Annotated in this window: 16 protein-coding genes and 1 pseudogene; 5 read left to right on the plus strand and 12 right to left on the minus strand. The window is 68.3% G+C overall.

Annotated elements, in window-relative coordinates; all coding sequences use genetic code 11:
• Nucleotides 1-65: 65 nt before the first annotated feature.
• The 3 genes from ABD466_RS07430 to ABD466_RS07440 form a co-directional block, all read right to left on the minus strand.
• A complete protein-coding gene (locus ABD466_RS07430; RefSeq protein WP_344656201.1) occupies nt 66-788 on the minus strand; it encodes a response regulator in 723 nt (240 codons plus the stop codon).
• Between the two features lie 130 nt (nt 789-918).
• Complete coding sequence (locus ABD466_RS07435) at nt 919-2,790, minus strand: APC family permease (RefSeq protein WP_425558575.1); 1,872 nt, start codon at nt 2,788-2,790, stop codon at nt 919-921.
• A 123-nt stretch (nt 2,791-2,913) separates the two neighbouring features.
• Nucleotides 2,914-4,380: a hypothetical protein gene (locus ABD466_RS07440; protein WP_344656203.1), complete on the minus strand. Its 1,467-nt coding sequence runs from the start codon at nt 4,378-4,380 to the stop codon at nt 2,914-2,916.
• A 123-nt stretch (nt 4,381-4,503) separates the two neighbouring features.
• Between ABD466_RS07440 and ABD466_RS07445 the strand changes: the two genes are divergently transcribed.
• Nucleotides 4,504-4,899 carry a DUF3592 domain-containing protein gene (locus tag ABD466_RS07445; protein ID WP_344656204.1) on the plus strand — a complete coding sequence of 132 codons (396 nt, stop codon included), beginning with the start codon at nt 4,504-4,506 and terminating at the stop codon, nt 4,897-4,899.
• Between the two features lie 63 nt (nt 4,900-4,962).
• On the opposite strand, the gene ABD466_RS07450 is transcribed toward ABD466_RS07445, so the two are convergent.
• The 8 genes and pseudogenes from ABD466_RS07450 to ABD466_RS07485 all read right to left on the minus strand — a co-directional run bounded on the left by ABD466_RS07450 (nt 4,963) and on the right by ABD466_RS07485 (nt 11,900).
• The gene (locus ABD466_RS07450) at nt 4,963-5,784 is read right to left on the minus strand and encodes an SDR family NAD(P)-dependent oxidoreductase (RefSeq protein ID WP_344656205.1); all 822 of its coding nucleotides are present in this window, start codon (nt 5,782-5,784) and stop codon (nt 4,963-4,965) included.
• Nucleotides 5,785-6,330: 546 nt separating this feature from the next.
• A complete protein-coding gene (locus ABD466_RS07455; protein WP_344656206.1) occupies nt 6,331-6,465 on the minus strand; it encodes a hypothetical protein in 135 nt (44 codons plus the stop codon).
• Nucleotides 6,453-7,013, minus strand: a pseudogene (locus ABD466_RS07460) (cation:proton antiporter domain-containing protein); the annotation flags it as partial. The pseudogene ABD466_RS07460 and the gene ABD466_RS07455, both read right to left, overlap by 13 nt.
• 275 nt (nt 7,014-7,288) lie before the next feature.
• Complete coding sequence (gene kdpC, locus ABD466_RS07465; RefSeq protein WP_344656207.1) at nt 7,289-7,933, minus strand: potassium-transporting ATPase subunit KdpC; 645 nt, start codon at nt 7,931-7,933, stop codon at nt 7,289-7,291.
• A gap of 14 nt (nt 7,934-7,947) precedes the next feature.
• Nucleotides 7,948-10,071: a potassium-transporting ATPase subunit KdpB gene (kdpB, locus tag ABD466_RS07470; RefSeq protein WP_344656208.1), complete on the minus strand. Its 2,124-nt coding sequence runs from the start codon at nt 10,069-10,071 to the stop codon at nt 7,948-7,950.
• Nucleotides 10,071-11,732 carry a potassium-transporting ATPase subunit KdpA gene (kdpA, locus tag ABD466_RS07475; protein WP_344656209.1) on the minus strand — a complete coding sequence of 554 codons (1,662 nt, stop codon included), beginning with the start codon at nt 11,730-11,732 and terminating at the stop codon, nt 10,071-10,073. Before kdpA ends, kdpB begins: the two co-directional genes overlap by 1 nt.
• Nucleotides 11,732-11,821, minus strand: a complete 90-nt coding sequence (gene kdpF / locus ABD466_RS07480; RefSeq protein WP_344656210.1) for a K(+)-transporting ATPase subunit F — start codon at nt 11,819-11,821, stop codon at nt 11,732-11,734. Before kdpF ends, kdpA begins: the two co-directional genes overlap by 1 nt.
• Complete coding sequence (locus tag ABD466_RS07485; protein WP_344656211.1) at nt 11,811-11,900, minus strand: potassium-transporting ATPase; 90 nt, start codon at nt 11,898-11,900, stop codon at nt 11,811-11,813. The genes kdpF and ABD466_RS07485 overlap by 11 nt, the downstream gene beginning before the upstream one ends.
• Before the next feature lie 179 nt (nt 11,901-12,079).
• Here ABD466_RS07485 and ABD466_RS07490 point away from each other — a divergent pair, with 179 nt between their 5' ends.
• Nucleotides 12,080-14,698 carry an ATP-binding protein gene (locus tag ABD466_RS07490; protein WP_344656212.1) on the plus strand — a complete coding sequence of 873 codons (2,619 nt, stop codon included), beginning with the start codon at nt 12,080-12,082 and terminating at the stop codon, nt 14,696-14,698.
• A 10-nt stretch (nt 14,699-14,708) separates the two neighbouring features.
• Complete coding sequence (locus ABD466_RS07495) at nt 14,709-15,476, plus strand: DUF4118 domain-containing protein (RefSeq protein WP_344656213.1); 768 nt, start codon at nt 14,709-14,711, stop codon at nt 15,474-15,476.
• A gap of 305 nt (nt 15,477-15,781) precedes the next feature.
• Here the strand turns inward: ABD466_RS07495 and ABD466_RS07500 are convergent, their stop codons facing one another.
• Nucleotides 15,782-16,534: a diacylglycerol/lipid kinase family protein gene (locus ABD466_RS07500; protein WP_344656214.1), complete on the minus strand. Its 753-nt coding sequence runs from the start codon at nt 16,532-16,534 to the stop codon at nt 15,782-15,784.
• A 509-nt stretch (nt 16,535-17,043) separates the two neighbouring features.
• Between ABD466_RS07500 and ABD466_RS07505 the strand changes: the two genes are divergently transcribed.
• The gene (locus ABD466_RS07505; RefSeq protein WP_344656215.1) at nt 17,044-18,279 is read left to right on the plus strand and encodes a SpoIIE family protein phosphatase; all 1,236 of its coding nucleotides are present in this window, start codon (nt 17,044-17,046) and stop codon (nt 18,277-18,279) included.
• A gap of 305 nt (nt 18,280-18,584) precedes the next feature.
• The gene (locus ABD466_RS07510; protein ID WP_344656216.1) at nt 18,585-20,048 is read left to right on the plus strand and encodes a hypothetical protein; all 1,464 of its coding nucleotides are present in this window, start codon (nt 18,585-18,587) and stop codon (nt 20,046-20,048) included.
• Nucleotides 20,049-20,107: the final 59 nt, after the last annotated feature.

Here is a 20,107-nt window from a genome sequence, read left to right on the forward strand (position 1 = left end):
TGGTGTCGTGCGACGGGGACGGCGACAGAACGCAAACACCGCCACGGTCGATGCAAAGCCGCCGCTCACGCGAGGCGTGGATCCGGTCCCCTCGACGCTGTGGGAACGAAGCGGTAGCCGGTGCCGTACTCGGTGATCAGGTGGACCGGGTGCTGTGGGTCCGCCTCCAGCTTGCGTCGCAGCCTGGCCATGTGAAACCGCAGGTGGCCGCTGTCCACGGACGTACTCTGGCCCCAGACTTCGGTCAGCATGCGGGTGATGGTGACCAGCTGGTTCGGGTGGCGCAGCAGCAGCTCCAGGACGGCCCACTCGGTACGGGTGAGCCGCACGTTTCCACCGTCGCGGGTTACGGTGTGCCGCGACAGGTCCACGGTGCTCGGCCCGATGTCGTAATGGGCGCTGACCGGTACTCCGGCCTCGGCCCTGAACTCACGACGGCGCAGCACCGCCCTCAGCCGAGCCAGCAACTCCTCCATCGCAAACGGCTTCGTCACGTAGTCGTCTGCACCGGCGTCGAGAACCCGCACTTTCTCGGACTGTTCCGAGCGCCCGGAGAGCACCACGATCGGCAGGTCCGTCCAGCCGCGCAGGCCCAGCACGACGTCCAGGCCGTCCATGTCCGGAAGCCCCAGGTCCAGCAGCACCAGGTCGGGCTGGCGCCGGGCCGCAGCCGCAAGGGCGTCCACGCCCCGCTCGGCCGTCTCGACCTCGTAGGCACGGGCCTTCAGGTTGATGCGCAGGGCTCGCAGGATCTGCGGCTCATCGTCCACGACAAGGATGTGCGTCACTGGCGCCGTTGCCTTCCGGTAGCGGGGCTTTACCTTCTAGTGAACCCGCTGCCACCTGCCGCGACGGCGCTGCTCGCGCGATGCAAACGTGGTGCGCGGCGATGCAAACGTCCCACCCGCGAGATGTTCGTCACCACTGGTCCAGGCGGAACCGCAGCCGACACACGATCGCGGTGGTGTGCCGCCGGATCGCCCGGTCCAGCACCGCGCCGCGCTGGTTGTGCAGGAGCCGATGCCAGGCCTGCCGCGGCTGCACCTCCGGGATCAAGACCATGATCCGCTCAAAGCCGCCCGGGCCGGCAGGAGCCCGCTTCTCCAACCGGTTCAGGTAGTCCACGATCGGTTTCGTCAGGGAGCGCCGCTCGGAATGCAGCACCTCCAGCGGCACGTCAGGCTGCCAGGCTCGCCACCGCTCCTGGAGTGCCCGGGCGGCGGCCTCATCCTCTTCATCGGTGTGCACGACAGTGACCGCGATGACGCCGTCGCCCAGGGAGAGTGCCGCGCCGATCGCCTCGCGGGTCAGGCGGGACACGGCTCCGACAGGTACGACCACCAGCGCCTGCTGCTCCTGTGCAGGTTCGGGAAGGTGCCCGAGTCCGAGGACTTCGCCGACGTGTTCGTACCCGACCCGCACTCGCTCGAACAACAGCACCAGGGCGGGTACCGCCAGGCACACCAGCCAGGCGCCCTCGCTGAACTTGGAGATCAGCTCGATGGCCAGCGCGGCGGTGGTCAGCACGGCGCCGAAGCCGTTGAGCAGGGCTCGGCCGACCCAGCCCGGGCCTCGTTCGTGCAGCCAGTGCCGCACCAGGCCGACCTGGGAGAGGGTGAAGCCGATGAACACGCCGATCGCGAACACCGGTACCAGCGTCTGGGTGTCGCCCTGCGCGCCGACCAGGAGTAGCGCCGATGCGCCTGCCAGGACGAGCACGCCGTAGCGGTGCACCTGCCGGTCGGCACGCAGCGCGAACAGGTGCGGGACGTAGTTGTCGTGGGCCAGCAGACTCCCCAGGACCGGCATGCCGCCGAAGGAGGTGTTCGCGGCCAGCGCCAGCAGGATCATGGTGAGGAACTGGACAGCGAAGAACCCCAGGTTGTGACCGAGCGCGGCGTCGGTGAGCTGGGACAGCACCGTCTTGCCCGAGGGATCCGGGGCAACGTGGAACTTTTCGATCAACGCGGCCAGTCCGAGCAGCATCACGGCCAGCAGCGCCCCGAGCGCGACCTCGGTGCGCTGGGCCCGCTTCACCCGCGGCGCACGGAACGTCGGCACCGCGTTGGCGATCGCCTCGACGCCGGTCAGCGCAGAACAGCCGGAGGCGAACGCCTTGAGCAGAAGCAGGAGCCCCACCGACTCCACCTGACCGGCCAGCGCGACGTCGGAGGGCGCGGTCGCCGGGTGCGTGCGGAGCAATCCGGCGACGATCACCACACCGATGGCGATGATGAACAGCACAGTCGGGACCATGAACACCCGGGCCGATTCGGCGACTCCGCGCAGGTTCACCGCCGTGATCAGGGCCAGCACCGCCAGGCAGAGCCACACCCGGTCCCCGTACAGCGCCGGGTAGGCCGACGTGAGCGCCGCGACCCCGGCCGAGACCGACACAGCGACGTTCAGAATGTAGTCGATGATCAGCGAGGCGGCTGCCACCAGGGCGACCCGCTCGCCCAAATACGCGCCCGCCACCGCGTAGGCGCCGCCGCCGTTGGGAAACGCGGCGATCACCTGGCGGTAGGAGACGGTGAGCACACCCAACAGCGCGGCGATCGCGATCGTCACCGGCAGGGTGAAGCCCAGTCCGTGCGCGCCCGCAGCCGCCAGCACCACGACGATCGCCTCGGGACCGTAGGCCACCGAGGCCAGCGCGTCCAGCGATAGTGCAGCCAGACCGGCTGGCACCGTCAGCCGGTCCCGCTCCTTGCGAGCCTCTGCGCTGTCGGGTCCGGCGTCGGCGGCCGTCGCCGACAAACCGGACTCGGTATCCGGAGCAGTCACCACCGGAGCTCGCCTTCCCGTCAGGCGGCGCTGCGGCCGCCGATCTTCCGTCTGCTGCCAGGATCGCAAAGCCGGGCCGGGTGAATCGGACTCAACCCGCTTGCATCCCGCGAGGGTTTCAGCCGGTCAGCGGTATTCGGCCAGCCTCGGCCGCATTCCGATGACGAGCAGCACCACGACTGTGACCGCACCGCCCAGCGGAACCCACGGCCAGGGCCGCAGTCCCGACAGCCCGGCGTCGATGCTCGTACCGAACGCCCTGGAGTTGATGTCGATGACGTTCTGGAGCGCGCCGGAGTAGGCGACGAACGCGCCGTCGGAATCCGAAGCCGCCGGGCTGGTGTCGAAGCGGATCGCCTCGGGCAGGTCGGTGGCCAGCTTCTGCCGCAGCTCGCGGTCGTCGACTTCGTAGACCTGGTAGGCACGCAGGACTTGCTCAGCCGCCGCACGCTCGCCGGGGAAGGTGATGTTGCGCAGCTCGGCGCCGAAGTAGCCGCCGAAAGTGACCGGATGCCGAACCGGATCCCCGAAATACGTGTCCAGGGCGGACTGTGCTGCTGAGTCGTAGGTCTGGAGCGTGACGCCGGAGCCCAGGTCCATCAGCTGCTCGCTCTTGGCGAGGTACGAGTCCTGGTACTTCGCGGCGCGCGACGGGTCGACGATGATCCGGCTCTCATCGGCGTTGGCGTCGGTACTCAGTGCCTTGGCCGCGGTGAGTGCGGCGACCGAGTCGAAGGCATCCTTCTTCGCACCGCGCAGGTGTTCGGCGGAGCTGCTCATCGCCGACATGCCCCAGACAGTCAGCGCGAGCGTGAGCACCGTGGCCGCGGCCAGGCCCGGGTTCAGCAGCCGGTTGGCGCGGCGAAACAGCAGCAACTGGACTCCGCCGAGCGCAGCCACCACCAGCACGCCGGAACCGGCGATCCACCACACAGCAGCCTCGGCTGTGTCGTGCCTGTCTTCGTACGAAGACTCCAACGCGGCCCCGTTGCTGGCGGCCACCGTCTTAGCCGCCGGCAGCACCGTCTGCTGCATCAGATCCGTGGCTTTTGCGAACAGCGCTGATTCGTCCGCGGGCACCTGCCCAGCCGGGCGGTCAGCATGGCCGGCGTCCGAATACATCACCTGTGCAGCCAGCGCCTCATACGAGCCGAGAGCGTCCAGCGCCTGCCCCACCTGCTGCGCCGCAGCGCCGTCCGGTCCGGCATGGATGGCAGCCAGCTGCAGATCGTGGTCGGCGGCGGCACGGTCCTGCTCGAACAGCTTCGCGAACGAGGCCCGGTCGATACCCGGACCGAGCTGCTTGTCCCCGACCATCAGGACGTTCGCCAGGTTCGCATCCATGTCGTTGAGCGAATACACGAGATCGTTGGTCGCCACGACCTGCGGTGCCTCGGAGTGGCCGATGGCGTCGAAGCCGGAACGCACCTGACCGGACGTCGCGATCGCCACTATGGCGAACACCGTCGATGCGGCGACAACGAGCGCGGCGCTCCCTATCAGAGCCGTCGGCGTCGACCAGTTACGGCGCACACGCCGTGGGCCGAAGCGTTGCGGCTCGGCCCCCGTCGGCGGGGCCGCGAGATCAGTCATGCCAGGAGTAAAACGCGGCCCCAACTGCCGGTATGCCTTGCTCGCGTGATGCATGCGGAGCGGGATGGGATTCAAACGTGGCGCTCACGAGTGGCCTGACGGCGCTGCCGTAGCGTGAGAGCCGTGACGGTGCTCGGCGCGGTGATCCTGCTCGGCGGGGTGGTGAGCCTGCTCGCCGGAGTCATGGAACGACGACGCCGGCGTCGGCTGCTGGCCGGCGAACACACCGCGTGGGCCTCGATCGCGGCGGCTCCGACCCACCCGGAGTACGAACCGTCCGCCTACCGGCCGCTACTGAGGTTCGACACGGATGAAGGCCGCCCGGTGGAGGTCTTCTCACCGGTCGCGCCCACCGCGCGCCGGCCGCTCGTCGAAGGCCGCAAGATCCTGGTTCACTACGACCCTGACGACCCCGTCCAGATCGTGGTCCACGGCGAGCACGGCCGCGGCGCGTTCGTCTTCATCGCGCTGGGGCTGGCCGCCATCGCCGGAGCAGTCGTCGCGTTCGTGTTCGCTTGAGCGCATGAATCCGGGCCCGGACATGGTTGTCCGGGCCCGCTGTCCTTGGGGTGGACGTCGTGCTCAGGCCGCCAGGCCCACCAGGCGTGCGCTGAGCTTCCACAGCCGGTCCACCGAGCTCGGGTCGTTCATCAGCAGGTTGGGGGTGGAGGCCGCCATGCCCTCGTAGTAGCCGCCGTCCTCGACGCTCGCGCCGGCCAAGTGGAGAACCGCCGTGGCGCCCTCGGATACCGGCCGCCCGAGTTCGCGGGAGTAGTTGCGGACCATGCCGGTGGCCAGGATGCCGGGATGCACGCTGGCCGCGATCAGGTCGGCGCCGCCGCGTACCGCGACGGCCTTCGTGAACAGGTTCAGCGCGAGCTTGGACTGCGCATAGGCGGCCACGGCAGAGTAGCGCTTGGCCGAGTCGACGTCGCCCCAGTGCAGCCGGCCGCCGCGGTGCAGTGCCGAGGACACGTTCACCACCCGGCTACCGGGCACCGCAGTCAGCGTCGGCCAAAGCAGCCGGGTCAGCAGGTACGGCGCCAGGTAGTTCACCTGGAAGGTGACCTCGTGCTCGTCACCGGTCAGGGTGCGGGTTTGCGCCCCGAACACCGCAGCGTTGTTGACCAGCAGGTCCACCTTCCGGTTGTCGGCGGCGACCCGCCTGGCCATGGCGCCGACCTGGCCGAGGTCGGCGAAGTCGGCGACGACCACCGACAGCCGTCCGGCCTGCGCACCGCCGGCCACGAGGGTGCGCACGGCCTGCTCGCCGAGCACAGCGGTGCGGGCATGCAAGATGACATGCGCGTGCTGGGTCGCGAGCTGCCGTGCGATCTCCAGGCCGAGGCCGCCGTCAGCGCCGGTGACCAGGGCGGTGCGGGAAGAAGCAGAGTTCTTGGACATCGTGATGAGAACTTTCCGGTTTCGTTGGGGAAGATGCCGAGCCCGCGCCGCGCAAACCCACCAGTCAACGCGGCGCGGGCGATCAGCGAGACGGTGAGCCCGCCAGGAAGGAGGTACCTGAGCGGATCTCACCGGCATGGCAAGCGTCGGGAGCGACGGACGCAGGGCGAAGCGCAGCGGCCGGCGGCGGTCAGAGCCCGACGCGATGAGGCGGCCGGTCGTCATGACGACGGCCCGGATCACCGACTGGGAAGGCAGGGCAGATCCCTGCGGCCCCGCCGCTGGCAGGGCGCTGCTCCACGCCTCCGGTGATCACAAGACAAGCCAAGCACCGACGGAAAACCCGGGCAAGGAGCCCCACATCGTTCAAATGGGAGGCATGCGATCCGCTCGCGACCATCCATCAAACGGGCTACAAGTGTGAGCAGTCGGCGCGGCGGCTGATTGATCGCCGTTGGTGAGGGCCGCCGGCCTCCGCGACGGTGTTCTCATCGGATCGTGATCAGCCGCCCGCGCCCTGCTGGAGGGGCGCGTGGATCGCGCGTCTCAGGCCTCGAGCCCTGCTTCACGGCGATCGAGCTCGGCCTGCAAACGCCGCCGTGCGCCGTCGCCGATCTGTTCCTCGGCGAACAGCCGGCGCAACTCGGCGGACTGGACGCTCAGGACGTCCCGGCGCAGCACAAGAACTTCCCCACCGATCCGAGGACGTTCACCGATCCGGCGGCGAGCGCGCCGGCGACCGCCACCTTGAACAGCACCAGGGACGTCGCGTCGTTGAACAGGCTCTCGGACTGCACGAGCACCTGGATCCGGCCCGGCAGCGGCAACCGGCGTCCCAGTGCGGTGACCGCCACCGGGTCGGTGGACGCCAGCACGGCGCCCAGCACGAACGCCATCGAGGCCGACAACGCCGTCAACGCCAGCGCCGATGAGGCGATCACGGCCGCCGTGGCCAGCACCAGCCCCAGAGCGAGCACCGCGACCGGCACCCAGACCCGCCGCAGGTCCCGTGCGGAGATCTCCTCGGCCGAGGCGTACAACAGCGGCGGAAGCACCACCAGCGCGATCACGTCCGGGGCCACGTGAACCGTCGGGGCCTCCGGCACGAAAGCCACGGCGATCCCGGCCAGCACCAGCAACGACGGCGCCGGGATCCCCCAGCGGCGGGCGAACGTGGCCACGGCGGTGCCCAGCACCACCAAGAACAGCACGATCCCCACCGCGTGCAGCACCGGGACACCTCAGCCTCGAGTGTCGGGGTCCGACGCCTCTGGCCGGTATCGGAATCCCCGAGCCGACCAGTCTTCCCGGCGCACCACCATCGATCTTAATGATCGACAAACGCCGTCGCTACGCCGATCTCACGAAGACGACCCACTCCCGAGGCGCCAGCACGTATCGCAGGACCAGGCTTTATGCATAGTCCAACGGTGTTGCGTGAAATCGCGGCGGGGGTCGGCGAATCTCGCCGACCCCCGCTCGCGGTGCTTGCTCGCCGGGACTCTCAGCTCTGCGCCGTCACCGGGTGCTGCTTGTCCAGGTCCCGGTTGAGAGTCACGACGTTGACGTACTCCTCTCCCAAGAAGCCCAGACTGCGGCCATCAGTGTGGTCCTTGATGGCCTTCTGTACCACCGAGACGTCCACGCCGCGGGCCTTGGCCACCGAGGCGGCCTGGTCGTTGGCGTTGGCCACCGAGATGCCGGGGTCCATGCCGGAGCCGGAGGCGGTGACGGCGTCCTCGGGGACCTTGGCCGGGTCGACACCGTAGGCCTTGGCGTAGTCGTCGATCCGGCCCTGGATCGTCTGCTTCAGCTGAGGGTCGGTGGTGCCGCGGTTGGAACCGCCGGAGAAGGCGTAGTTGCAGCCCGGGTCGCTGGAGTTCGACGAGTCCGAGGCCGCCGACGGCCGGGCCTGGAAGTACTGGGCCAGCGCGTCGCCGTTCTTGTCGACGTACTGCTGGCACAGCAGGCTGGATCCGACGACCTTGCCTGAGGCGTCCTTGATGAGGGAGCCGTTGGCCTTGTCCTTGAACGCCAGCTGGGCGATCCCGGTCATCAGCAGCGGGTAGGCGATGCCGAGGATCACGGTGAACACGAGCATGGCCCGGATGGCGGCGGTGTGCCGCCGGATTGCTGCTCCGAGTTTCATGGGTCGGCTCCTTCCTACTTCAATCCGGGGATGAACTGGACGATCAGGTCGATGAGTTTGATGCCGACGAACGGCAGCGCCAGACCGCCGGCTCCGTAGATCACGAGGTTCCGCCGCAGCAGTGCCGAGGCCGATGAGGGCTTGTAGCGGACACCGCGCAGGGCCAGCGGGATCAGCCCGATGATGATCAGCGCGTTGAAGATGATGGCGCTGGTGATCGCCGTCTTCGGGGAGTGCAGGCCCATGATGTTCAGCACGTGCAGGCCCGGATAGACCACGGTGAACATCGCCGGGATGATCGCGAAGTACTTGGCGACGTCGTTGGCGATGGAGAACGTCGTCAGCGCGCCGCGGGTGATGAGCAGCTGCTTGCCGATCTCCACGATCTCGATCAGCTTGGTCGGGTTGGAGTCCAGGTCCACCATGTTCCCGGCCTCCTTGGCGGCCGAGGTGCCGGTGTTCATCGCCACGCCGACGTCGGCCTGGGCCAGGGCCGGCGCGTCGTTGGTGCCGTCGCCGGTCATCGCGACCAGCTTGCCGCCCTCCTGCTCCTTCTTGATCAGGGCCATCTTGTCCTCGGGCGTGGCCTCGGCCAGGAAGTCGTCGACCCCGGCCTCCTCGGCGATCGCCTTGGCGGTCAACGGGTTGTCACCCGTGATCATGACCGTCTTGATGCCCATGGAGCGCAGCTCGGCGAAGCGTTCGCGGATGCCCTCCTTGACCACGTCCTTGAGGTGGATGACGCCCAGCGTGCGGGCCACGCCGTCCGGGGTCTTCTCCGCCACCACCAGCGGAGTGCCACCGGCCGCGGAAATGCCGTCCACCAGGGAACCGACCTCGTCGGTGGGGTGGCCGCCGTTGTCGCGGACCCACTTCATGACCGCCGAGCCGGCGCCCTTGCGGACCTCGTGACCGTCGGACAAGTTCACCCCGGACATCCGGGTCTGCGCGGTGAACGGCACGAACTCCGCACCGGACAGCTCGCCGGAGTGCCGCTCGCGCAGACCGTAGGCGGTCTTGGCCAGCACCACGATGGAGCGGCCTTCGGGGGTCTCGTCGGCGAGGCTGGACAGCTGGGCCGCGTCAGCCAGGGCGTGCTGGTCGACACCCTTGACCGGCACGAACTCGGACGCCTGCCGGTTGCCCAAGGTGATGGTGCCCGTCTTGTCCAGCAGCAGGGTGTTGATGTCACCGGCGGCCTCGACCGCGCGGCCGGACATCGCCAGCACGTTGCGCTGCACCAGACGGTCCATGCCCGCGATGCCGATCGCGGACAGCAGCGCCCCGATCGTGGTGGGGATCAGCGCCACCAGCAGCGCCACCATGACGATCAAGGTCTGCGCGGCACCGGCCCAGGTGGCCATCGGCTGCAGGGTGACGACCGCGAGCAGGAACACGATGGTCAGCGACGCGAGCAGCACGTTCAGCGCCAGCTCGTTCGGCGTCTTCTGCCGGTTCGCACCCTCGACCAGGTTGATCATCCGGTCGATGAACGTCTCCCCCGGCCTGGAGGTGATCTTCACGACGATCCGGTCCGACAGCACCTTGGTTCCGCCGGTGACCGCGCTCCGGTCGCCGCCGGACTCCCGGATCACCGGTGCCGACTCGCCGGTGATCGCCGACTCGTCCACGGACGCGACGCCCTCGACGACGTCACCGTCGCCGGGGATGACCTGGCCCGCTTCGACGACCACGAAGTCGCCGAGCTGGAGATCCGTGCCTGCCACCTCGGACTCGGCCCCGGCCTGGCCTGGGGACCAGGAGGCGAGCTTGCGAGCCGTCGTAGTGGTCTTGGCCTTGCGCAGCGTGGCTGCTTGAGCCTTGCCCCGACCCTCGGCCACGGCCTCGGCGAGGTTGGCGAAGATGACCGTGAGCCACAGCCAGACGGTGATCGTCCAGGCGAACACCGACGGGTGCGCGATCGCCTGCCAGGTGGTCAGGACCGAGCCGATCTCGACCACGAACATCACCGGGTTCTTCAACATCACCCGGGGGTCGAGCTTCTTGGTCGCGTCCGGAAGCGACTTCCAGAGCATCTTCGGGTCCAGGAACCCGCCGCCGATGCGGCTCGGTTCGGTCCCGGACTTCGACTGCGGAGCCCGCGGTGTGGGGGCTTGCGTCACAGTGTCGGTGGTCATCAGTGCAGTCCTTCAGCGAGCGGCCCGAGCGACAGAGCCGGGAAGTAGGTGAGGCCGACCACGAGCAGCACGGTTCCCAGAAGCATGCCGACGAACAGCGGCGAGGCGGTCTTGAGCGTGCCCGAGGATTCCGGCACCGGCTGCTGCTTGGCCAGCGACCCGGCCAGCGCCAGCACCCAGATCATGGGCAGGAAACGGCCGAACATCATCGCCAGCGCGCCGGCGGTGTTCCACCAGTGGGTGTTGCCACCGAGCCCCGCGAACGCCGAGCCGTTGTTGTTACCCATGGAGGTGAACGCATAGAGCACTTCGGAGAAGCCGTGCGGCCCGGAGTTGGTCATCCGCGCCGTCTCACCGGGCAACGCCATCGCGATGCCAGTGAAGATCAGCACCACCGCAGGGGTGGTGAGGATGTACAGCGCCGCGTACTTCATCTCCGCCGGACGGATCTTCTTACCCAGGTACTCCGGCGTCCGGCCGACCATCAGACCGGCGATGAACACCGTCACGATCGCCAGGATCAGCATGCCGTAGAGCCCTGATCCGGTACCGCCGGGCGCGATCTCACCCAACATCATGTTGAACATCGCCGCACCGCCGCCGAACGGCGTGTACGAGTCGTGCATCGAGTTCACTGCGCCGGTGGACGTCAATGTCGTGGACGTCATGAACAACGCCGAGGCCGGGATCCCGAACCTGGCCTCCTTGCCCTCCAACGCCGCGTGCCCATCAGCCAGGTTCACGCCGTGGTGGTGCGTCTCGAAGAAGGTCGCGAACGCCAGCGAACCCATCCAGATGATCGCCATCACGGCGACGATGGCGTAGCCCTGCTTGTGCGAGCCGACCATCTTCCCGAACGTCCGCGGCAACGCGAACCCGATCACCAGCAGCAGGTAGATCTCAACCAGGTTGGTGAACCCGTTGGGATTCTCGAACGGATGCGCGGAGTTGGCGTCGAAGATGCCGCCGCCGTTGGTCCCGAACTCCTTGATGACCTCTTGCGACGCCGTGGCACCCGTATACAGGTGCTGGTCGCCGTTGATCGTGTGGATCACGGTCATGTGGTCGCCCAGGGACTGCACCACGCCCCCGGCCATCAGGACGATCGCAAAGATGATCGAGAACGGCAGCATCAGCCGGATGACGATCCGGGTGAGGTCCACCCAGAAGTTCCCGAGCCGGTCGGTCTTGGACCGGGTGAAACCGCGGATCAGGGTCGCGACCACCGCGATGCCGACCGAGGCCGACACGAAGTTCTGCACCGCCAGACCGGTCATCTGTGCGACATAGCCGAGGGTGTTCTCGCCGTAGTAGTTCTGCCAGTTCGTGTTGGTCACGAACGAGGCGGCCGTGTTGTAGGCCAGGTCCGCCTGCATCTTCGGCATGCCCAGCGCCATCATCAGGTGATGCTGGATCCGCAGCAGCAGATACAGCAGCAGCACCCCGACCGCGGAGATCGCCAGCACCGACCGCAGGTACACGCCCCAGGTCTGGTCCGCCTCCGGGTCCACACCCATGGCCTTGTACAGGACCTTCTCACCACGCCAGTGCTTGCGGCTGGTGAGGATGTGCGCCATGTAGTCGCCCAGCGGCCGGTAGGAGACCGCCAGGAGCAGCACCAGCGCGGCGACTTGAAGCCAGCCGGCTGCGGTGTCCGACATCAGAACTTCTCCGGGAGGATCAGGGCCGCTATCAGGTAGCCGACCAGCAGGACCGACACGACCAGACCGACGATGTTCTCAGCGCTCAAGGCGTTCGACCCCCTTGACGATGAGGGCGAGCAGCGCGAACACGGCGATCGTGATCACGACGAACACGACGTCGGCCATCAGAGGCTCCTAGGTAGCAGGGATGCTGTCCGGGCCAGTCAAACCCGGAGAGGTTCCCCCCCAACGTGCTGCAAGCAGGATGCAAACGCTGCCCGATGGAATGCGCACGGCGCCCAAACGGCTGATGAGAGGGCAGGCGGGTCCAGCCGTGGAAGGATCAGCGCCGTGGAGAAGATGCGATGACTACCAGGGGTAAACTGCGGGTCTACCTGGGCGCGGCTCCGGGCGTGGGGAAGACGTACCACATGCTCGACGAGGCCCAGCGCCGCGCCGAGCGCGGCGCCGACGTGGTGGTCGGGTTCGTGGAGACCCACGACCGGGAGCACACCGCGGCGATGCTGGACGGTCTGGAGACCGTCCCGCGCCAGACCATCGAGTACCGGGGTGCGTCGTTCACCGAGATGGACGTCGACGCGGTGCTGGCCCGGCATCCCAAGGTCGCGATCGTCGACGAACTCGCCCACACCAACATCCCCGGCTCGCGCAACGCCAAGCGCTGGCAGGACGTCGAAGAGCTGCTCGCCGCCGGCATCGACGTGATCACCACCGTGAACGTGCAGCACCTGGAATCGCTCAACGACGCCGTCGCCAAAATCACCGGGGTGCCGCAGCGGGAGACCGTCCCGGACGAGGTGGTGCGCGCCGCCGACCAGATCGAACTGGTGGACCAGGCCCCCGAAGCGCTGCGGCGGCGCATGGCCCACGGCAACATCTACAAGGCGGAGAAGATCGACGCCGCGTTGTCCAACTACTTCCGGCCCGGCAACCTCGGCGCGCTACGCGAGCTGGCGCTGCTATGGGTGGCCAACCGGGTCGACGAGGCGCTACAGCACTACCGCGACCAGCACGGCATCGACAAAGTCTGGGAGACCCGCGAACGGGTCGTCGTCGCCCTCACCGGCGGGCCGGAGGGCGCCACGCTCATCCGCCGGGCGGCCCGCATCGCCCAGCGTGTCGGCGCCAAAGGCTCGGACCTGCTGGCCGTGCACGTCGCCCGCTCCGATGGCCTGACCGGCGCCTCACCAGCACTGCTCGCCGAACAGCGGGCCCTGGTCGAATCCCTGGGCGGCAGCTTCCACTCAGTCGTCGGCGACGACATCCCGGAAGCACTGCTGCAGTTCGCACGCGCCGAGAACGCCACCCAGCTGGTGCTGGGCGTGTCCCGGCGCGGACGGCTGGAACGGTTCCTGTCCGGCTATGGCATCGGCGAGACCGTGGTCCAGGACTCCGGCGACATCGACGTGCACATGGTCACCCACGAGAAGTCCGCGGCCGAACAGAGCCGCTGGGCCTGGCTGCCACGCCTGATCCGCACACCGGAGTTCGGCCCGCGCTGGCTGGGCCCGGTCGCCGGAGCATTGCTTCCTTTCGCCCTGACCCTGCTGCTGGCGAACATGCGTACCCGGGCCAACCTGGTGAGCGACGTCCTGGTCATGCTCATCGGCGTGGTCCTGGTAGCCCGTCTCGGGGGACTGCTCTCCGCACTGTTCACCGCGGTCACCGCCTCGCTTCTGCTGAACTACTACTTCATCCCGCCCTTCTACCGATTCACGATCACCGACAGCAACAACATCGTCGCTCTGGCGGTGTTCGTGGCGGTCGGCCTGACCGTGGCCTCGGTGGTCGACCTCGTTGCGCGGCAGAGCAAACGAGCGGCTACCGCTTCGGCGCAGGCCGAGACGCTGTCGGAGCTGGCCGTCTCGGTGCTGCGCGGCGACGAGGCCATCAGCGCGCTGCTCAACCGGTTCCGGGAGACCTTCGGCATGGAGTCGGTCGCGCTGCTGGAGCGCGTGGACCCGGCCGCGCCGATACGCCCCGACGAGCAGGACGACCCGTCCGCATGGCGCCTGGTCGCGGCCACCTCGACCTCCGGCACCATGCCATGCCGGATGCCCGGCGAGGCCGACGTGACGGCCACGGCCGGGCCGGACGCCATGCTCGTCCTCAAGGGCCGTACCCTGACCGCCGACGACCAGCGGGTGCTCATCGCCTTCGCCGCCCAGGCCGCGGTCGCCCTGGACCGCTCCCGCCTCGCCCGCAAAGCCGCCGAGGCCGAACCCCTGGCCGAAGCCGACAAGATGCGCACCGCGCTGCTGGCCGCTGTCTCCCATGACCTGCGCACCCCGCTTGCCGCGGCCCGACTCGCCGTCACCTCACTGGAGGACACCAGCGTCGACTGGTCCCCGGAGGACCGCACCGAACTGCTCACCACCGCCCGCGAGTCCCTGGACCGGCTCAACCGGCTGGTGGAGAACCTCCTGGACATGAGCCGCCTGCAAGCAGGCGCCCTCAACCTGCACTTGGAGCCGGTCAGAGTCGACGATGTCGCGGCCGCCGCGCTGGACAGCCTGGCCGCCGACCGGACTCGCGTCCAGATCACCGACCTGCACACGGCGCCCGACGTCGTCGCCGATCCGGCGCTGTTGGAGCGTGCGGTGGCCAACCTCGTCGCCAACGCCCTGAAACACGCCGGCACCGAGCGGCCGGTGGTGCTGACCGCCAGCGCGCTGGCCGGACGGGTCGAACTGCGGGTGATCGACCGCGGAGTCGGCGTCCAACCCCGGGACTTCGAACGGATCTTCACCCCCTTCCAGCGGCTCGGCGACCACGACAACACCACCGGCGTCGGATTGGGACTGGCTCTCTCCCGCGGGCTGGTCGAAGCCATGGGCGGGACACTCACCCCCGAGGAGACGCCCGGCGGCGGGCTGACGATGGTCATAGCGCTGCCGGCCGAACCCGGCGACGCCGGAAACGCACACGAGATGCAAACGGACGCCCGCCCCGAACGCGGGTAGACCTGTTGGTATGAGAACGTTCAGCCGTGTCCACCGGGACCGCCTGGCGACGGCGGCTGCGCTGCTGTTGCCGTTGGCTGTCGCGGCGGCGCTGTTGCCGTGGCGCAGCTCCGTGCCGAACACCGACATGGCGTTGCTGCTGGTTGTCACCGTCGTCGCCGTGGCCGCCGACGGCAACCGCACAGCCGGCATCCTGGCAGCGATCTCGGCGGCGGTGTGGTTCGACTTCTTCTGGACCGTGCCCTATGAGCGGTTCACCATCACCCGCCACACCGACATCGAGACCACCGTGCTGCTGCTGGCCGTCGGCGCCGCCGTCAGCGAGCTGGCCGCCCGAGGCCGACGGGCCCGGCGCGTCGTCGTCCGCGACACCGCCTACCTGCATGCCATGCGGTCGACGTCCGCAATGGTGGCCGACGGCCGCGACACCCGCGAAGTCGTCGAGCAGGTGCAGGCTCAGCTGGTGGCACTACTCGGCCTGCGCGCCGCACGCTTCGAACAAGGCCGGCTCATCGGTCGTCCGCCCCGCCTCACCGACGACGGCGCCCTGGTGTGGGGCCAGGTCCGCTGGAACATCGACGAGCACGGGTTCCCCGACGAAGACGTCGAGTTGCTGGCGCGCTCCGCCGGCCGGACCCGCGGCCGATTCCTGCTCACCCCGCTCGCCGGCAGCGCACCATCACTCGAAGCACGGCAGGTCGCGGTGATGCTCGCCAACCACGTCGGCAACGCACTTGCCCACGACACGGACCGCCGCGGCTCGGAGCAGCCCGCATAGCGCACGTTCCGGATCCGGCTCGACGTTGGTAGGCCGCCTGCTTTCCAGCGAACGCATCTGGCTTGGGCAGCCAGATTTGCCGAGGTGCTCGCAAGCCGAGCAACTTGCCAGCGCGCCGGCCACCGTACTTCTCCAGCCTCCGATACTCAGCAAATAAGCCGTAAGTTCGGTCCCTGAGATGCGAAAGTTGCCTTAGCCTGGAAGGATGCGAGTGTCGAGTTCGTATCTTGTCCAGGAGATGGGGCACCCGCCGCCAAGCCGGATCAGGTGCATGGGACTGGCGATGAGTTCGAATGGCCGGTCCCTCAGCAGCGCACCGTGTGCTCCAGCGGGATTCCTGGCCGGTCCTTCGGCAGCAGCACCCGCAGGGCACCCGGCCTGATGCCGCACAGGACGGGGAGAGGAAGCCGCACCGCCTCGCCATCGATGCCTGCGTCCAGGTGCTGCATGTCACCGTGCAGCCTGATGCTGGGAGCCGACCAGACGACAACCCCTTCACTCGGCGGGCCGCCGACACCGTCCTGGTGCTGTTGCAGCTCGCCGCGCAGGTGACGCAGAAGATCCGAAGGCGTCTGCGCGGGGCGCTTGAGGACTATGGCGCCCAGCTGTCCCGTAGAGAGTGAGAAGCGACGCCCCAGCCAGTGCGGTGTGGCCAGGTGGTAGGGGTTGTTGGAGATCAGCACCACCTGTGGGAACTCGACGGTCCCCCAGGGGGTGGTCACGCGGGCCTCGACCCACTGCTTACCTTTGAGGTAGTCGGGCACCACCGTGGCAAATGCGCGCGGTTTGTCCTCCCGGTACCCGGGCTCGAGGAGCGCGTCGGCGTACATGCCGAAAGAGACGTTGTTGATGAAGACACGCGGGCTGAGCACCCCCAGATCGACCTGGGTGGGCTCCCCGTCGACAAGGGCGTCCAACGCCCGCCCCGGATCGCGGAGGTCGAGGCCGAGGTCCCGGGCGAAGTGGTTGCGGGTGCCCGCCGGGACCACGACCAGCGGCCGGCCTGTGTCGGCGGCAACCGCGGCGACCGCCGACACGGTGCCGTCGCCACCCGCCACCCCCAAACACCTGGGCCCCCTCCTGGACGGCGCTCCTCGCGAGCGACGCAGCCTCTTGTTCCGCGCTGGTGGTCCAGACCTGGGCTCCCATGTCCTGGGCCCGCTGCACGTGTCCGAGCACCAGCCATCACCGCACCTCTCGCCGTTTACTGAGGAATCGGAGGGAGACGTCATGCCAGCCGATCCTTCCCGGAACAGATGCGGCGGATCGGTTCCCCTCCATCGTCACCCCGCCCGGCTCCATATCGCCTGGCGAGGACGAAGGTGGCCAAGTGAGATTCATGGGTACCGCCGGCCGGACGATGCCGAATCGCATCGCAATGCCCACAATGCCAGCAAGACGCCACCATGGGCGCGTGCGTCGTTTCGGCCGCGCACAGCTTCGGCAGCGGCTTCGAGCCTCGGCCAGGCGCACGATGCCAACGAGTGAACGCGGGCGGGCACGCGCAGTGGATCGCTCATAGACTGACAGGGCAGGCAGTCGCGCTCGTAAGCAACGGGAGCGCGTGATGATAACGGATATCAACTTCACGGCGTTCTTCGACGCCACACCAAGCCCGTACCTGGTGCTGGACACGGACCTGGTGATCTGCTACGTCAACCGGGCATGTTTGAGGAGCACCGGGCTGACCGAGGACGAGTTGATCGGGAAGCACTTCTTTGACGCCCTGCCGGAGAATCCCGGCACCCACGACGACACAGAACAGAACCTGAAAGCGTCCCTTCAACGGCTTCTGGACACCGGGCAGCCGGAAACCGTGGTGCTGCGGCGGTACGACCTTCCGCACCCCCACCAGCCGGGCCGGTTCGAGGAGCGATGGTGGTCCGTGATCCACACGCCGCTTCCCGGAGCTGACGGCAAAGTGCAGTGGATCATCCAACAGGTAGAGGACGTCACGGCCTTCGTCCACTCACCCCGGGAACGTCAGCTCGTCGCGGAGTCGACCGAGCAGTCGCAGGGGTTGGCGGCCGAGCTATACGGGCGGGCCCGTGAGCTGGACCGGCTGAATCTGGAGCTGCGTCAGGCCCATGCCCGTGAGCAGCAGGTCGCCGTCACCCTGCAGGAAGCCATGCTGTCCGTCCCCGATCTGGACCGGCACGGCAACATCGCGGTGCGCTACCTGCCGGCGACCGCGTCACTGAACGTGTGCGGCGACTGGTACGACGTCGTCGACCTCCCACCGGACCGCTACGCCGTGGCCGTCGGAGACGTCGTCGGCCACGGCCTTCACGCCGCGGCCGTCATGGGCATGCTCCGCAGCGCGCTGAGCGCCGCCATCCGCGCCCTTCCCAGCCCCGCCCAGGCCCTGGAGGTCCTCGGCCTGTATGCCCGCAGCGTGGAGGGTGCGGTAGCCGCAACCGCGGTCAAGGTGCTCATCGACACCCGCAGCAAGTTGATCATCTACAGCAGCGCCGGACACCTACCGCCGATCCTGCTCCACTGCGACGGGACCTGCGAACTGCTGGACAAGGCCACAGATCCGCCACTGGGCGCACGTGAGCACCACGTTCCCCGGCCCCAGGCCGGCCTCGCTTACGCCCCGGGAGACACGCTCGTGCTGTACACCGACGGCCTCATCGAGCGCCGCGACGAGGACATCGACGCCGGCCTGGACCGCCTGACCACAGCCCTGGCTCAGGACCTGACCCTCGCCCCTGACCAGCTGGCCGACACACTTCTGGACCGCCTCGACGTCGCTGATGGCGCCCCCGACGACATCGCTCTCGTCATCATCCGCCTATAAGAGTGACCGCCAGTAGACGGTCAGCGGAGCGTACCGGCACGGGACGATCTCGGCCTACTCCGGCATGAAGTGCCGCTGCCAGTACTGCCGCGACACAATGAGCGGTGTTCCAACGCCTTGATCTTGTCGGTCCTGGTTGGTCGGCCATAGATGCTGACTGTTTCAACGCGGGAAGGGTCGTGGGGATGTGGCGGGTACGGGCGATGAAGACGTACCCGTCCGGAACGGACGTCTGATGTAACCCTCTGCTGTATCTAAAGGCGACCGACTCCCTGCACAGGGGATTCCTTCGCACTGGAGCGAATATGAGGAACATGAGAGTCACCCGGCTGTTCACCAGCCTCTCCGCGGGCGCGGCGGCCCTCGCGATGGTCGTGGGCCCGACTGGGATGTCGACCGCGCAGGCGGCGGCGACCTCCCCGGGCTTCGAGGTCTCCTTCCAGGCCCCGTCGGGCCAGTTGGCGCATATCGATCCCGGCGGCACAGCCACCCTGACGAGCTCGTTCATGGCCGCGCAGACCAGCCCGTCGATCGCTGCGCTGCCCGATGGCACTTTCGACGAGGCCTTCAACGCATGGGACCGCACACTGTGGTTCGGCAACTCCGTTGCCGGCGGCCACCAGGTGGTGCAGAGCGCGTGCAGTCCCGACCCCTACATCGTCACGCCGGGAACGAGTCCCTCCCTCGCGGTCGACAAGCAGGGAATTCAGGACTTCCTGATCTCTGAGGGCGGCACGGAGACGTCCATCAAGGTCCCCATCCAAGACCAGGTCTGCAGTTCTTCGGAGGGGGACATCCTCTCCGGCACCAGTCCGTCCGTGGCCGCCCTGAACGTGGGACCGGCCACGGGCGGCTTCATCTTCGTCGAGACCTGGGTCGGCAGCGATGGTCTCGTGCGGGTCCGCGAGCCCGGAAAGGGCACGCACATCGCCGGCAACGGCCTGCGGGCCGAGCCGGGGACCAACCCGTCGGTGGCGCCCGGCATCAACGGCAGGTGGAAGCTGGCCTACCAGGGCACGGACAACCACCTCTGGACGGTGAACAGCGACGGGGTCACCGACCGCACACCCTCGGTCCTGACTCCGGGGACCAGCCCGGCAATCGCCGGCCTGGCGGACGGCGGCTTCGAGATGGCCTTCGTGGCCTCCGACGGCACGCTGTGGGCAGACCTCAATGGAAACGGCCATCGTGTGGCCGGTCCGGTGAACGTGGCGCCCGGCAGCAACGCCGCCATCGGGGCGAACAACGCCGACTCCTGGGAGATCGCGGTGCCCCGCTCCGGCGACCACCACCTGCTGACCGTCAACCCCGGCGACGCCGTCCGGGACACCGGCCAGACCGCCGCGACCGGCACGTCACCCGCAGTGGCAGGGCTGTTCCCGGTCGCAGCCGGCACAACCGGCACGGAAACGCTCACTTTGACGCAGCAGCAGACCGTCAACGGGTTCATTCCCTTCACGGGCAAGTTCCCCCCGACCGGTATAACCCAGCCCGGGAAGGTACTCTCCATCACCTACCCCGGGTCCGGGTTCCCCGCCCCGACCCTGCTTTTCGTGAAATCCGGACATACGACCGCCGAGTGCGGCAACCCCAGCGCTGTGATCGCCCTGCCCCAGGGGCAGACGACGACGGCGGCCCAGATGAGCGCCATCTTCGGCACGGCGACGTCGTTCTCCTCGCTGAGCCCGTTCGGCGCGGTCGCATGCTTCAGCGGGCCGAATCCGACTCCTTCCTTCATCAACCTGTCGATGAACGTACAGTTCGACTGACCAGCCCGCAGCCGCGAGCGCGGAAAGCCCGGCTCCCTCCGGAGCCGGGCTACTGGGTG

The sequence above is a fragment of the Catenulispora subtropica genome, from assembly GCF_039531675.1.
Taxonomy (GTDB): domain Bacteria; phylum Actinomycetota; class Actinomycetes; order Streptomycetales; family Catenulisporaceae; genus Catenulispora; species Catenulispora subtropica.